This is a genomic window from Flavobacterium lipolyticum, from assembly GCF_020905335.1.
Taxonomy (GTDB): domain Bacteria; phylum Bacteroidota; class Bacteroidia; order Flavobacteriales; family Flavobacteriaceae; genus Flavobacterium; species Flavobacterium lipolyticum.
In genome coordinates, this window is record NZ_JAJJMN010000001.1 from 3563552 (window position 1) to 3578235 (window position 14684).

The following is a 14684-nucleotide window of genomic DNA, read 5'->3' on the forward strand; positions in this document are numbered from 1 at the left end:
CGCTTCATCGGTTGATGATTAGCAAAAGCTGTAATTACAGTAACAAAACGATTGAACAAATAAACAAATTAACGATTAAACAACCCTAGTAAATGACAATTCCAGCACAATTTGACGCTAAGACGATCGAGAACAAATGGTATGATTACTGGATGAAGAACAACTATTTTCATTCAGAACCTGATCACAGAACACCATATACAATTGTAATTCCGCCACCAAACGTCACAGGAGTCCTTCACATGGGGCATATGCTGAACAATACCATTCAGGATGTTTTAATTCGTAGAGCGCGTCTTAAAGGTTTTAACGCCTGTTGGGTTCCGGGAACGGATCATGCTTCTATCGCGACAGAAGCAAAAGTAGTACAGAAATTAAAAGCGGAAGGAATCAATAAGAATGATTTAACCCGTGAAGAATTTTTAGCACATGCCTGGGAATGGACGGATAAATACGGTGGTGTAATCTTAGATCAGCTTAAAAAATTAGGAGCTTCCTGCGATTGGGAAAGAACTAAATTTACAATGGATCCTGATATGTCAGCATCTGTAATTCGTTCGTTTGTAGATTTGTATAATAAAGGATTGATTTACAGAGGATACCGAATGGTAAACTGGGATCCGGAAGCAAAAACAACGCTTTCTGACGAAGAAGTAATCTATGAAGAACAACAAGGGAAATTATTTTTCTTAAAATATAAAATCGAAGGCTCAGAAGATTTTCTGACGATCGCCACGACGCGTCCTGAAACTATTTTTGGAGACACTGCAATCTGTATTAACCCAAATGATGAGCGTTTTGCACATCTAAAAGGAAAAAAAGCTATCGTTCCAATTTGTGGAAGAGTTATCCCGATTATTGAAGACGAATATGTAGATGTTGAATTCGGAACCGGATGTTTAAAAGTAACTCCGGCACATGATATGAATGATAAAACGTTAGGAGAGAAGCACAATCTTGAAATCGTTGATATCTTTAATGAAGATGCTACATTAAATAGTTTCGGATTGCATTATCAGGGCAAAGACCGTTTTGTGGTTCGTACTGAAATTGCAAAAGAATTAGAGGAAATCGGAGCTTTAGCTAAAACCGAAATCCATTTGAATAAAGTAGGAACCTCCGAAAGAACCAAAGCGGTAATCGAACCAAGATTGTCTGATCAATGGTTTTTGAAAATGGAAGATTTGGTAAAACCGGCCATTAAGTCCGTTTTAGAAACAGGAGACATCAAATTGCATCCAAAACGTTTCGAGAATACTTATGCGCATTGGTTAAACAACATCCGTGATTGGAATATCTCACGTCAATTATGGTGGGGACAACAAATTCCGGCTTATTATTATGGAGATGGAAAAGAAGATTTCGTAGTAGCAGAAACTATTGAAGATGCTTTGGCTTTAGCTAAAGAGAAAACAGCTAACAACTTACTTACAGCAGCTGACTTAAAACAAGATGTTGATGCCTTAGATACCTGGTTCTCATCATGGCTTTGGCCAATGTCAGTTTTTGGTGGAATTATGGATCCGGAAAGTGCAGATTATAAATATTACTATCCAACAAACGACTTGGTAACAGGTCCGGATATTTTATTCTTCTGGGTAGCCAGAATGATCATTGCAGGTTACGAGTACGCAGGTGAAAAACCATTTACGAATGTGTATTTAACCGGTTTAGTTCGTGATAAACAACGTCGTAAAATGTCTAAATCATTAGGGAATTCACCTGATCCTTTAGATTTAATCGATAAATTTAGTGCGGATGGAGTTCGTGTAGGATTGCTTTTAAGTGCTTCTGCCGGAAACGATATTATGTTTGATGAAGAATTATGTAATCAGGGGAAAGCATTTTCAAATAAAATCTGGAATGCCTTTAAACTGATTAAAGGATGGGAAGTTTCTGAAACGATTCCACAACCGGAGTCTTCAAAAGTAGCCATCGAATGGTACGAAGCAAAATTGCAGCAAACCTTGGTTGATATTGAAGATAATTTCGAAAAATACAGAATTTCAGATTCGTTGATGGCCATTTATAAATTGGTTTGGGATGATTTCTGTTCGTGGTTCTTAGAAATGATTAAACCGGCCTATCAACAGCCAATTGATAAAGTAACGTTTGATAAAGCGATTGAAATGTTAGAAAGTAATCTGAAATTGCTACATCCGTTTATGCCATTCTTAACGGAAGAAATTTGGCATTTACTTGCTGACAGAACTCCGGAAGAAGCTTTAATCGTTTCGACCTGGCCGGAATTAAAGCCTTTCAACGCCAATTTAATTTCAGATTTTGAAAGTACTATTGAAGTAATTTCAGGAATCCGAACAATTCGTAAGGATAAAAATATTCCGTTTAAAGATGCGATCGAATTGAAAGCAATCAACAGTGAGAATATCACTACCTATTTTGACTCTATCGTTACGAAGTTAGGGAACATTTCAGCTTTCGAATATGTTACGGCTAAAGTAGACGGAGCATTGTCTTTCCGTGTAAAATCAAATGAATATTTCATTCCGATTTCAGGAAATATCAATGTAGAAGAAGAAATCGCCAAACTGACTGCAGAGCTGGTATATACCCAAGGTTTCTTAAAATCTGTTCAGGCAAAATTATCTAACGAAAAATTTGTTGCCGGAGCACCTGAAAAAGTTTTGGCTAATGAAAAACAAAAAGAAGCGGATGCTTTGGCAAAAATTGCTACAATCGAGCAAAGTATTGCCGGATTGAAATAATTCGCTTTGTAATTAATATTTAAACCCAACAGATTTTTGAAAATCTGTTGGGTTTATTGTTTTTAATCGTCACGAATTCACGAATTAATCATTTACTCACAGATAGTAAAAAATAAAATTTGAGAATTCGTGGCTATTAAAAATAGGTTTGTTTTACAGGTTCTCGAAGTATGGTTCTTAATTTTTCAGAAGCTGTTTTTCGAAAGTCTGATAAATAAATTTCATGGTGTAAACCATTTTGCTCGAGCTGGTGTGCTGTAGAAAACTCCTGTATTTTTTTCAGCGTTTGAGGCTCATTTTCAAAGGGGCCGATATGAAGAACCTGTATTACTTTGCCTTCCGCCATCTCGTAAAATTCTATTGATTTCGCCCGTTCTATTTGTTTCTTATTTACTGTACTTTGAATGGCTTCTTCTGTTTGTTCTTTAGTTACGAAATCCGGCATTCTGATCATAATTCTGTAATCCCACTCACTTCGGGGTATTTTTAGCGGAGCTTCATCCATAGAAATGCCTTTGTATTTTTCAGTATCAAAACTCCATAAGGCTTCCAGTTTTGGAACAACAAAATCATTATTTGCGGCTTTCTGCATAAATTTAATAGCATAAGCAGTGGCATACAAGGCCTGAATATTTTCCGAGAATTCTTGTCCCGAAGGATCCCCTTTTCCTGTAATCGAGATGTAATTTGTTTTTTCAATATAAACGATCTCAGGATTAGTTTTAGCCCTGTAGTATACTTTGTCGGTTTTTGTTAAATCTAGTTTGCTCATCTTTTTAGTTTTATTACAAATTAAATCACAGGATGTGACAACAGTATGTCAGCAGAAATATTCTACATCTTTTTTCTTAAAAAAATAGCCACGAATTCACGAATTGTTTGTTTTCATAGTTAGTAAAAAATAAAATTCGAGAATTCGTGGCTATCAAAAGAAGCTGTTGCTTTTTTTTAAAAAGGAGGAAACGCCACGAATTCACGAATTGTTTGTTTTCATGGATAGTAAAAAATAAAATTCGAGAATTCGTGGCTATAAAAAGAAGCTGTTGCTTTTTTCAAAAAAGAGAAAACGCCACGAATTCACGAATTGTTTGTTTTCATGGATAGTAAAAAATAAAATTCGAAAATTCGTGGCGATTAAAAATAAGCCGTTATTTTTTCTTCTTCAAAAACAAAAATACAGGATAAGAAATCAAAGTGAGAACAACGATTATAGCAAAACCTTTTGGATCGCTGAAAATAAATCCTATTAATAAGGCAATCGAGGCTACAAAGGCAAATATTGTCGTCCAGGGATACCAAAAAGAATGATACGGACGTGGTAAATTGGGTTCAGTGGCTCTTAGTTTTAAGAGAGAAAGATAAGCTAATCCCCAAACGATTATAGAGATAAAGGCTGCGAAAGAAAATAATACTTCAAAAGAGCCAATGCAAATTAAAAATAAACTGAAAAGCGACGAAACTAAAAGCGCTATAATTGGTGTTCCGCCTTTATTTACTGTTGTTCCTTGTTTGAAAAAGAACCCGTCACGACTTAATCCGTAAAGGATTCTTGGCGGAATCATCATAAAAGCATTTAGTATACTGATTAATGAAAAAATGGAAATTACCGTAACAATAATAGCTCCGTTTTCTCCAAAAAGGATCTTGGCAACATCTGCTGCGGCTAAATTTGATTTTGCCAGGGTTTCAATTGGTAAAACATGAAAGAAAGCTGTGTTTACCAAAACATAAATGGCAACCACTAAAAAGACACCGCTGTACAATGATTTGGGAATATTTTTGTTGGGGTTATCGTTTTCTTCGGCAAAAAAGCAAACGCTGTTCCAGCCGTTGTAAGTCCCGATGATCAACTGCAATGATTTGAAAAAGCCAAAGATTAGTCCAATTTGAAAGAAAGAATGGTCCGTTTTGATTTTAGGAACTTCGGTGCCTGTGTACATAAAACAGGCTATGACCAAGGCTACAAAGCAGATTACTTTTAAGAAACTGGTAATTTGCTGAATGACGCTGCCGTTTTTTACACCACTTAAATGAATGAGTACAAAAGCAAGTAATAAAGAAATTGCCATCACGGTAGAATAGTTCGAGAGTACAGGAAACAAAATAATAATGTACTCACTAATAACAATACAATAAAAAGCCGGTGGTGTTACATTGACGATAAAATCAAACCAGCCGGAAAGAAAGCCGGCATATTCGCCAAAAGCTCTTTTAATATAGTTATAGGAACCTCCTGCTTTGGGTAACATTGTGGAAAGTTCTGCATAGGAGTTGGCTCCTAACAAAACATATAAACCTCCAAAGAGCCATGAAGCAATAATGAGCCAATAATTGTCGAGTAGGGAAGCAATGCTGCCGGGTGTACGAAGAATTCCAACGCCAATCGTTCCTCCAATTAATACAGCAATATTAAAACTTAAGCCAAGACTTTTTTGCAATTGATTTTTTTTAGCATCTGACATATATCGGAGTTTTGTTTTGGTGAGAATTTTTATGGAACAAAAGTAATACAATCGGATTACTTTCTTTAGTGAAAACAAAAAACCTCATCTATTGTCAGATGAGGTTTTCTGTTTAAAACCAGACTTTTTTGTTTTCGTTATTGAAATACGGCAAAAGTCCGGAGGGCAAAATCTAATTCAAAATTTAGAATTTATATTTTAAGCTTGTCATAACCTGACGAGGTGCAATTGGGTTGATACTGTAATTTTCGTGAACAGTATAATTCAACTCATTTGTAATATTAGATAGTTTACATAAAACGGAGAATTTTCTCCACTCGTAACCTACAGAAGCATCAATAGTAGTGTAACCTTCGATAGGAATATCTCTGTCTCTAATGGTAACAATGTAAGCAGGATTTGGTTTTGGATTGGCAGGTGTAGGCTTAACAGCTGTCCACAGATAATCATCATTCCATCCACCTAAACGGTTACCAATATAGTTAGCGATTGCTCCAAATGAAACTCCTTTAAACATTCCTTCCGGTACTTTATAGAAGAAACTTAGGTTGGCTGTATTTTTAGGTGTTCTTACAACCTGATCTCCCGCTACAAAACTTCCACTTGTTCCTGAAGTTTTAGTATAACGCATATCATTATAGCTATAACCGGCAATAATATTAAGTCCTTCAATAGGTGTTGCAGTAACATCAATTTCAACCCCTTTACTTTTAGTAGCTCCACCCAATACTTTTATGCTTGAATTCACATTTTCAGTAATACCATCGGCTAGAAATGGTGCGGTTTGAGCTAAATTGCTGTTTGAGATTTGGTAAACCGTTAAGTTTGTACTTAACAAGCCCTCAAAGAATTCTTTTTTAATACCTGCTTCGTATTGATCAATGATCGATGCTTCAATTGTTTTGTTGTCAACCGTGAATCCTATATTTGGTGAAAACGAGTTCGAGTAGCTGGCAAATAATGAAGTGCTTTTTGTTGGTTGATAGATAATACCCACTTTTGGAGAGAAAGCATTGTCTAGTTTTTTAGCACCAACTTCTGCTATTGCATTTTCCGGAGCGACCGTTTGAACTTTTGTACCGGTGTTATAAGTTTCTTTGTAAGTGGTAGCTTGGCCTTCTTGCCATGACCAACGAATACCTGCTAATACTTTGACTTTTTCTGTAATCGAAATCAGATCCTGAAAATAAGCCCCAAAACGATTGGTTTCTGTTTTTAGAATTTGAGTCGCTCTTGCGTTTGGAATATCATTTTTTTGTTTTGAAGGATCAAAAGTAAATAAATTGATAGTGTCATAATTTGCCGGATCAAAAGCATAAGTGTATCCGGTAGCAAATGAGTTTTCCCAATCAACACCTGTGAATACTTGATGTTTTACTGATCCGGTATTGAAATTTCCTTGTAAGCTTAATTGGTCGCCCAATATCTGCTCTAAATTTTTATTTTGAACTAATGCTCTGGTCCAGTCGCCACTATTGGTTATATTAGACATCTGAGCTGTAGATTTTTGAGTTCTATCATAACTTTGGAAAGAACTATTAAAGTTTAGCTTCCAGTTTTTATTGAAATCATGGTTTAATAAAACCGAAGCACTTGCTGATTTTGTAGTACCATTAGACCAAAGTGATCCGTAGAATGCATTACGAGGCAGGTCCAGAATTTGTTTTCCGATAAGTCCTGTTCCAAAATCCGGAGTCCAGTCTGCTGTTAAATAATCCCCTTGTACCGTAATTTGTGTTTTTGGATTGATGATAAAAAGTAAAGACGGGTTTACATATACACGTTCGTTTTTTACTACATTTCTGAAGCTTTCAGAGTTCTCGTAAGAACCGTTTATTCTAAAAGCAATTGACTTGCTAAGAGGACCATAAAAATCGAAAGAAGGTTTGTAGAACGCATAACTTCCAATTTGCATCGATACTTCACCGCCTGATTTAAATGAAGGTGTTTTGGTTACCAGGTTTAAGATACCTCCCGGTGCAACGTTTCCAAACAATAAAGCCGAACCTCCTTTTAAGAATTCAACTTTCTCCAGACCCGAAACATCAGGAATGGAGCCTGAATTGTAACGAAATCCGTTTTTAAACATATTGTTATCAGACATGTTGTATCCTCTTGAGAAAAAAGACTCCGTTGCACCACCTCGGGCAGAACCTACATAAACACCATTAGCGTTTTTAATAACTTCACTTAAACGAATGGCTTGTTGTTGTTCGATTACATCAGAACTAATAACCTGTATGCTTTGTGGATTGTCCATCGGTTTTAATCCTGAACGAACTGCAGTAACCGGTTTAGGCTCTCTATTGGTTTTAATTAATACTTCATTTAGTATTTCTCCTTTTTTGTTTTTTACCGTGTCATTGGCAGTTGAGGCTGCCTCGTCGCTTGAATAGTTTTGGCTGTAAGAAGCAAAACTTATAAAGGATAATGCAAGTAGTAAATTATATTTCATGTCGCTTATTTAGATTTAATAAAAATAAATTTTTGCAAATGTAATATCGAGATGCGGTCTTAACAAAATTTTCAGAGTTTTTCTAGATTAAAATTTCATTAGAATAGTCTTAAGATTAGCTTAAGATTTTGCTTTTTTAAATTTTATTAAGTAAGGAAGAAAGGGGGGTAAAAGAAATTTTAGGCTAAAAAAAGCCTTGCTCATTACGAACAAGGCCTAACTAACTATAAAATGATCAAATAATCAAATAAGGAATGGACTATTTTATTTAACGGCAATTAAATAAGTTGCCATCTTCCAGATTTCGTTGTAATTTTTACCATTATGTTCTCCGGCAGTTTTTTCGGTATAAGCAAATTCTACCATATAATTTCCTGACCAAAGCGGTGTAAAAGAGATTTCTCCTTTGTCATTGCTCCATAATTCTTTTTCCCAACCATTTGGAGCAATTACTTTTATTTTTTGTTTTTTAGCCGCTGCACCTTCATACAAAGCATTGATGTTTAGTACTGTTTTTTGTTTAGCCGCTGTCACTTCTTTAGCAAAGACACTAATGATGTTTGTATTTGCGGCAGCATCATTTCCTTTTGTGGCATTGCCCACGGTAACCGTTGCGCTTGAGTTGTAATCTAATTTCATGGTACCGTATACATCTTTTACCGTATGATGCATCACTACCGTATAAACGCCATCTTCGTCCGGTGTAAAAAAGGCCTGATATTTATTTTCTAAGGCTGTAGCAGTAAGTTTTGTTTCTTTTTTTGACGGGCTAATTACAACCAGTGAAAAATCTTTTAAATCCGAAAACCATTTTGCCGAAGCTGTAATATCATTATCTGAAAATTCTCCAAAGAAAACAGATATTTCCTGAGCTTTTCCTTTAGCTCCCACTGCTTTAGTTTCGATCCACAAGGCATGAGCAAATAGAGTAGGGCTGGCAATTAACATTAAAAGTAAAAATGTTATTGATTGTAAAGTTTTAGATTTCATAATATGCAATTAATGAGTTAATAATTTCGTATCACAAATGTAAAATTTAATATTAGTCTGACAATATTTATTTAGAATAATTATGAATAATAAATTATGAATCTAATTTTGGATTTTCTTCCGAATATCGTCAGCTCGTTTTGTGTCTCCATTTTTTATATATGCTTTTTCTAGTGCGTGAGGTACATTTTTACTTTTCGGATAATACTTTTCGGCATATTTAAAGAAAATAAGGGCCTGTTGCGGTTTATCAATGTCCAAACAATAATTGCCAATCCAATCCAGATAACTTTCGGTTGGGAGGAAGGTAAAACCGGTTTGCTGAGATAATTTAGCATATTGTTTTTCGACCAGTGTTGGATCAATAACAGCTTGTTTTACCTGAACCAGATGTTCTTCAAAAAGGAATCGTAAACCATCATATTCGGCCGGAATGGGAATGGTTCCGTGATCTTCATTGTCATAAAATTTAAAACCCCAGCGAAGGTTTTTAGGCTTTTTATCTTTCAGTAATTTTTCAAATTTTCTGATGCCTCTTGCCATATCTGTTGTGGTGTCCTGAGGAATACTTTTTTTATCGGCCATGGCTAAATAAATACTGCGCTGTTCAAAATTTTTTGTATTAAAAAGTGAATCCGCTTTTTTATTCATAAGTTCATTATCCCACCAAAGACTTGGGTCAATAATGATATAAGAATTAAAGAATGAGGTATGATTCAACAGAATATTTATGGCTGTTAATCCTCCAAAAGAATGTCCGTTTAAAACATTATATCCCGAAGTTCTGTAATTGGAGTCGATGTAAGGACGTAGCTCTTTCTCTAAAAAAGTGATGAAGTTTTTATTGCCTCCGCTTTGTTGAAACATCTTTTTGTTTTTATCAAAAAAGGCCTGACGATTTGCTTCGGTAGGGGTAAGATCTCTGGTTCGGTTGGTATTGGTTATTCCAACAACTATCATTTGAGGAATTCTGGCATAAGGTCCTCGTGCAAGCGATTGCTGAAGTCCGGTAAAGGAATGAAAATTACTCTCGGCATCTAGTAAATAAACAACAGGATATTTTGCAGGAGCATATTTAGTACTGTTGTAATCGGGGGGAAGATAAACCCAGAAGTTTCGTTCTTCATTTAATGCTTTAGAGAATAGATGATGCTTACTGCCAATCGAGATGCTGTCTTGCGAAAAGGAAGGCGTAAACCAAAAAAGGCATAGCAATAAAATTGTTTTTTTCATTTTTAAACTGATTGTGTTTTTTTCTTTTTATTCTGACGTCCGTACCAAATTAAAAAACCTGTCACGGGAAGAAACATGCATACAAGTCCCACAAGTAAAGTCAGTGTTTTTCCAATCCATCCGGCCCAAAAACCAATGTGGAGATTCATCGTTGTGTCGTCAATATCTAAACCGTTCATTACTTTTACGGGTATTTCAAATTCCTGGCCTGTATAGCGATTAAGCACAAAAGTTTTCCCGTTTTGAACGCCTTTCAAACCAATATCTTCGGCGGTAACTGCAAATAAACTGGTAATGCTGTCTTTTGCGGCAATCGATAATTTGACTTGTTCGATCGTTTTGTCTTTTGCAAATAATCGTTCTATTATTGGGTTTAATGCTGCAAATGTTTTAGTACTGTCATATTCAGGTTTGATGTCCCGAAATTTAGAGTAAGCGCGCGGCATACCTCCAAATACTTTTTGCGTCGCTGAGTTTAAAGGTTTGTTAACAATAATTAAACCGGTAATAGTAATCAATAAGGCGGGCAATAGGTTGTAAAATCCGGGAACATTGTGTAAATCGTAGTTGAGTCGTTTAAAACTGGCATTTTTTTTAATAGTAAAGCTTTGCAGTTTGGTAGATCGGTTCCATTTTTTTGGCCACCATAAGATAAGTCCTGTAATTAATTCGATTAGAAAAATCCAAACTGAAATTTCTATAATTAAATTTCCGATATCTCCAAAAGGAATATGACCGCTGTGTATGTGGGCAATGACATAGAAGAAATCATAAGCCTTTCCGGAAGTTAAAACTTTGCCTGTATAAGGATCGATCCATGAAAATTGCAAATCCCGGTCTTTGGTCGACGAAGCCATCTTAATGGTTCTTTCGGGATCTCTGTAGGTAATAAAATAACTGGGTTTACGATTGGGCAGTTGTGTTTTGAAAGCCCTTATAATTTCTTCCGGAATTAGTTTTTGTTCTTTTACTTCAGAAACATATAAGGAATCATAAGCCAAACCATCAATAATATTATCGCAAAAGATAAATAATACTCCTGTAAGCGCTACAATAAATACAATAATTCCGGAAGTAAGTCCTAACCATAAGTGGAGCCAATGATTCAGTTTACTCCATTTGCTTTTTTGTTTGTTTTTTTTGATTGTATTTCCAGACATACTGTAAAACGATAAAAACCAAGCTACAATCGATAAGATATGATAGCTTGGTTATAACTAATTAAAAAGAATTAAAATTTAAAAGTAAGATTAGCTACTAATTGTCTTGTTGGCATCATATTAGCCCAATAATCTGCTGACCAATATTCTTTGTTCGCAAGATTATTGACTTTTAGCCCTAATCTAAATTTTTGTTTTTCATAGAAGACACTGGCATCTAATGTGGTGTATCCGTTTGCTGTAAAGGTGTTGGCATCATTTAAATAGCTATCACTTTGAGTGTTTCCGCCAAAACCAAAACCAACTCCTTTGGCTTGTCCGTCTAAGATTTTATAGCTAATCCAGAAATTAGCAACATTAGCAGGAGTAGAGTAAGGTTTTTTTCCTTCAAGACTTGGGTTTGCTTTGGTGTATTCACTTTGGTTATAACCGTAGCCTACAATAATGTGTAAGCCTCTAAACGGATTTGCAATCAGATCGGCCTCAAAACCTTTACTGCTTTGCGTTGCATCCTGAACAGAAAATAAAGGATTGTTAGGATCTGTACGCAATTTGTTTTTTACTTTAATATCATAGTAACTCAAAGTACCGTTTAGTTTTCCTCCCAGTAATTCAATTTTTACACCACCTTCTAACTGGTTTGCTTCTTCAGGTTTAAACTCTGTCAAACCATTTGGATTGTCTGCAGTTGGTGCTGGCGACACATTGCTGAATCCGTTCATATAATTTCCAAAAACCGAAACTTTGTCTTTAACAACCTGATACACTAAACCAAATTTTGGAGAAACAGCATTCTGATTGTACTGTGCAATTTTGTTTTCGTAATGATCAAAACGCGCGCTGGCCATAGCAATAAATCGATCGGTAATATTGATCACATCCGAAGCATAAAAACTTAATGTTCTAAAATCTCTGGTGTTAACTACAGTTGGCGCCGTCATATTAGCGATAAGCTGTTTGTATTTCTCCATATTGATAAAAGCGGCATTTCCGTTGATGGTAAGGGCAGGATTTGCAACAGCGGTATCATAATTATTAATGAGCCATCTGTTATCATTTGTACTGATATAGGTGTAATCGATCCCTAAAAGTAATCGGTTTTTAAGGCTTCCAATATTGAAATTCCCGATAAAGTTTTGTTGAATTTGTGACGTTTTAAAGGTACTGTTGATGTTGTACAATCTTCGTTGTAAAGTAATACCAGAATTCGCAGCCGTATTGATCAGTAAGAACAAATAATTGGCCTTATTGTCGGTAAAAGCATTAGAAAAATTAGTTTGCGAAACCCATTGATCTGACAATTGATAGGTGGCTTTTGCAAAAATATTGGTGTTTTTTGCTTCCGATTGTAAATCATCTGTCGCATACGATTTTTTGAAATCAAAATGTAAATCATTCAGACTTTTTACTGGTGGTGTACCGCTTCCTAAACCAATAGAAGTTGAATTACGGTTTCCTTGATACAATTCTAAATCAAAGTCAAAGGTCAAACGGTCACTGGCTTTATAAGTAAAGGAAGGAGCCACGACAAAAGTGTGGCTTTTGCCATAATCCTGCCATGTTTTTTGGTTGTCTAAAGCGGCGTTAATCCTAAAAAGCATTGTTTTTTCTTCATTAAGAGGTGTATTAAAATCGATAGTTGTACGACTTAGAGCCCAGCTTCCGGTCGTATAACTTACTTCACCTTTCATAAAGTCAAAAGGCTTTTTAGTCACTCTGTTGATAAGACCGCCATAAGTGGTTAAGGACGAGCCAAACAAGGTTGCTGATGGTCCTTTGATTACTTCGATACTTTCCAGGTTTACAGGATCACTCATCGTTACCCAGTTTGTGTTCATTCCGTTACGGATTGATCCCGCTGCCGATGAACCGCTAAAACCACGCATTCTTAAACTTAATCCAACTCCTCCAGAACCCACACTTTGCGTCACGTTGTTTAATCCCGGAGCCGAGTTTAAAGCACTTCTGAAATCAACAGCTATTTGTTCTACAAAGAGTTCTTTGGGAACGACGGTATACACTTGCGGGTTTTCAAGATTTGCAATCGGTAATCTCGCGACATATTCACTTTGTTTTTTAGCAAATTTTTTGGCGGCAGAAACAACCACAACTTCCTGTAATTCTTTTAAAGAAGATTCTAATTGAAATGAAACCGTTGAGGTTTCATTTGCACTGACTGTAATTTGCTGTTTTGATGGAATATGTCCCATCATATTAATTTCGATTTCATATGTTCCTGTAGGCACCTGGCTTAAAATAAAAACACCATTTTCATCTGTGAGGGCTGACTTTTTTAATTTTGGTACTGTAATATTTACGGAGGAGGCAAGGTGGTCATCTGAAGTAATTACAGTTCCTTTTATAGAACCTGTACTTTGTTGGGAAAATGCATTTGTAATGAAAAAACAAACCAGAAGAAGCATGTAAATGGGGGTGGTTAACATCTTTTTTACCCTTGGTATAATAAAAAGCATACTATATTTATTTAGATTGGTTATAAATTGATAATTTTACGCAAAAGTAATATGTTAATAAAAACATAATAAACGCAATAAGGATTAATATAAACGCAATAAGGATTTAAATGAAATCGTCTTGTAATTAGTAAGTTATAGACTATAATTATGCGTTTAAACCCGTAGCAGCAAATAGAATTTTAGCGATGAAAACAGTGATGAGAAGTGATATTTTTAAGCGAGAACTGGTTGTTGTAAATGATCCTATTCGGTTTAATAAGGAAGATCTTGTCGAGAAGAAAATCAATTATAATTACAAAGGAATTAGAGGTGTCATTACCGATATAATGTTAGATGGGGTTCATTTGGTGGCAAGAGATCTAATAATAGAAAATGAATTTTACTCGATTGAAGTAGAGCACGATTTTTCGTTCATAAAGCTTCATATTGAAATGGAGGGTGATAATGAATACTGTCCCGAGAATGCATCAGACAGAGGGATTTATATTCCGCAGGGACACTATAATTTGTTTTATTTGCCCAAAATAAAAGGCATTTTAAATTATCGGACTAAAAGAAGAAAAACGCTCGAAATCACGTTTACGGCATCCTATTTAGAGCAGCTGTTTTACCCAAATTTAAAAACCACCATTCCGCTTTTGGCAGAAGCAATAGCTACTCATACCTCATACGCAATGTGGGATACGAGCAAAAGTATTTCGCCTAAACTGAATGTTTTGATAGAAGATATCTTGCAATGTTCGTACTCCGGAGCCATTAAAAAAGCTTTTTTGGAATCAAAAGTAGTAGAGATTCTTTCGTATTTATTTACCATTATAAATGAAGAAGAAAATACCAAAGTAAGCGTAGAACTTAGTGCATGCGATTATGTTAAAATCCTTGAAGTCGAAAATATTTTAAAAACACAATTTAAAGAAAAACATACTTTAGCGAGTATTGCATCGCAGGTAGGACTGAATAATTTTAAAATTAAAAAATATTTTAAGATGGTTTTTAATGCTACTGTTTTTAATTATTTGACGCAGGTGAGAATGGAATATGCGAAACAAATGATATTAGAAAAGGATCTCCCGATATCTGTTGTTTCTGAAGAATTAGGTTATAAAAACCCGCACCATTTTACCGTAGCGTTCAAAAAAACGTTTGGATATCTGCCCAGTAAGCTAAAAAAGTAAAAGGGA

At 35.4% G+C, this 14684-nt stretch carries 9 protein-coding genes; 2 read left to right on the plus strand and 7 right to left on the minus strand.

Annotated features, from left to right (window positions below; genetic code table 11):
- The first annotated feature begins 92 nt into the window (after window positions 1-92).
- Entirely contained in the window at window positions 93-2726 is a 2634-nt protein-coding gene (locus LNQ34_RS15225) for a valine--tRNA ligase (RefSeq protein WP_230000339.1), read from the plus strand.
- A 136-nt stretch (window positions 2727-2862) separates the two neighbouring features.
- Here the strand turns inward: LNQ34_RS15225 and LNQ34_RS15230 are convergent, their stop codons facing one another.
- The 7 genes from LNQ34_RS15230 to LNQ34_RS15260 all read right to left on the minus strand — a co-directional run bounded on the left by LNQ34_RS15230 (window position 2863) and on the right by LNQ34_RS15260 (window position 13470).
- A complete protein-coding gene (locus LNQ34_RS15230; protein ID WP_230000340.1) occupies window positions 2863-3498 on the minus strand; it encodes a GyrI-like domain-containing protein in 636 nt (211 codons plus the stop codon).
- 376 nt (window positions 3499-3874) lie between these two features.
- Window positions 3875-5188: an APC family permease gene (locus LNQ34_RS15235; RefSeq protein WP_230000341.1), complete on the minus strand. Its 1314-nt coding sequence runs from the start codon at window positions 5186-5188 to the stop codon at window positions 3875-3877.
- A gap of 184 nt (window positions 5189-5372) precedes the next feature.
- Complete coding sequence (locus LNQ34_RS15240) at window positions 5373-7643, minus strand: TonB-dependent siderophore receptor (RefSeq protein WP_230000342.1); 2271 nt, start codon at window positions 7641-7643, stop codon at window positions 5373-5375.
- Window positions 7644-7907: 264 nt separating this feature from the next.
- The gene (locus tag LNQ34_RS15245; protein WP_230000343.1) at window positions 7908-8633 is read right to left on the minus strand and encodes a hypothetical protein; all 726 of its coding nucleotides are present in this window, start codon (window positions 8631-8633) and stop codon (window positions 7908-7910) included.
- Between the two features lie 102 nt (window positions 8634-8735).
- Entirely contained in the window at window positions 8736-9866 is a 1131-nt protein-coding gene (locus LNQ34_RS15250) for an alpha/beta hydrolase (protein ID WP_230000344.1), read from the minus strand.
- Window positions 9867-9868: 2 nt separating this feature from the next.
- Window positions 9869-11026: a PepSY-associated TM helix domain-containing protein gene (locus LNQ34_RS15255; RefSeq protein WP_230000345.1), complete on the minus strand. Its 1158-nt coding sequence runs from the start codon at window positions 11024-11026 to the stop codon at window positions 9869-9871.
- 71 nt (window positions 11027-11097) lie between these two features.
- Window positions 11098-13470, minus strand: coding sequence for a TonB-dependent receptor (locus tag LNQ34_RS15260; RefSeq protein WP_230000346.1), 2373 nt, complete (start codon window positions 13468-13470; stop codon window positions 11098-11100).
- Between the two features lie 218 nt (window positions 13471-13688).
- On the opposite strand from LNQ34_RS15260, the gene LNQ34_RS15265 reads away from it, so the two are divergent.
- On the plus strand, window positions 13689-14678 hold the full coding sequence (locus LNQ34_RS15265) for a helix-turn-helix domain-containing protein (RefSeq protein WP_202704418.1): 990 nt from the start codon (window positions 13689-13691) through the stop codon (window positions 14676-14678).
- Window positions 14679-14684 lie beyond the last annotated feature (6 nt).

What these genes read in the sequence shown, in the direction of transcription:
- LNQ34_RS15230 (WP_230000340.1), bottom strand. Translation starts at nt 3,498, where the DNA reads ATGAGCAAACTAGATTTAACAAAAACCGACAAAGTATACTACAGGGCT.
- LNQ34_RS15235 (WP_230000341.1), bottom strand. Translation starts at nt 5,188, where the DNA reads ATGTCAGATGCTAAAAAAAATCAATTGCAAAAAAGTCTTGGCTTAAGT.
- LNQ34_RS15225 (WP_230000339.1), top strand. Translation starts at nt 93, where the DNA reads ATGACAATTCCAGCACAATTTGACGCTAAGACGATCGAGAACAAATGG.
- LNQ34_RS15260 (WP_230000346.1), bottom strand. Translation starts at nt 13,470, where the DNA reads ATGTTAACCACCCCCATTTACATGCTTCTTCTGGTTTGTTTTTTCATT.
- LNQ34_RS15255 (WP_230000345.1), bottom strand. Translation starts at nt 11,026, where the DNA reads ATGTCTGGAAATACAATCAAAAAAAACAAACAAAAAAGCAAATGGAGT.
- LNQ34_RS15250 (WP_230000344.1), bottom strand. Translation starts at nt 9,866, where the DNA reads ATGAAAAAAACAATTTTATTGCTATGCCTTTTTTGGTTTACGCCTTCC.
- LNQ34_RS15245 (WP_230000343.1), bottom strand. Translation starts at nt 8,633, where the DNA reads ATGAAATCTAAAACTTTACAATCAATAACATTTTTACTTTTAATGTTA.
- LNQ34_RS15240 (WP_230000342.1), bottom strand. Translation starts at nt 7,643, where the DNA reads ATGAAATATAATTTACTACTTGCATTATCCTTTATAAGTTTTGCTTCT.
- LNQ34_RS15265 (WP_202704418.1), top strand. Translation starts at nt 13,689, where the DNA reads ATGAAAACAGTGATGAGAAGTGATATTTTTAAGCGAGAACTGGTTGTT.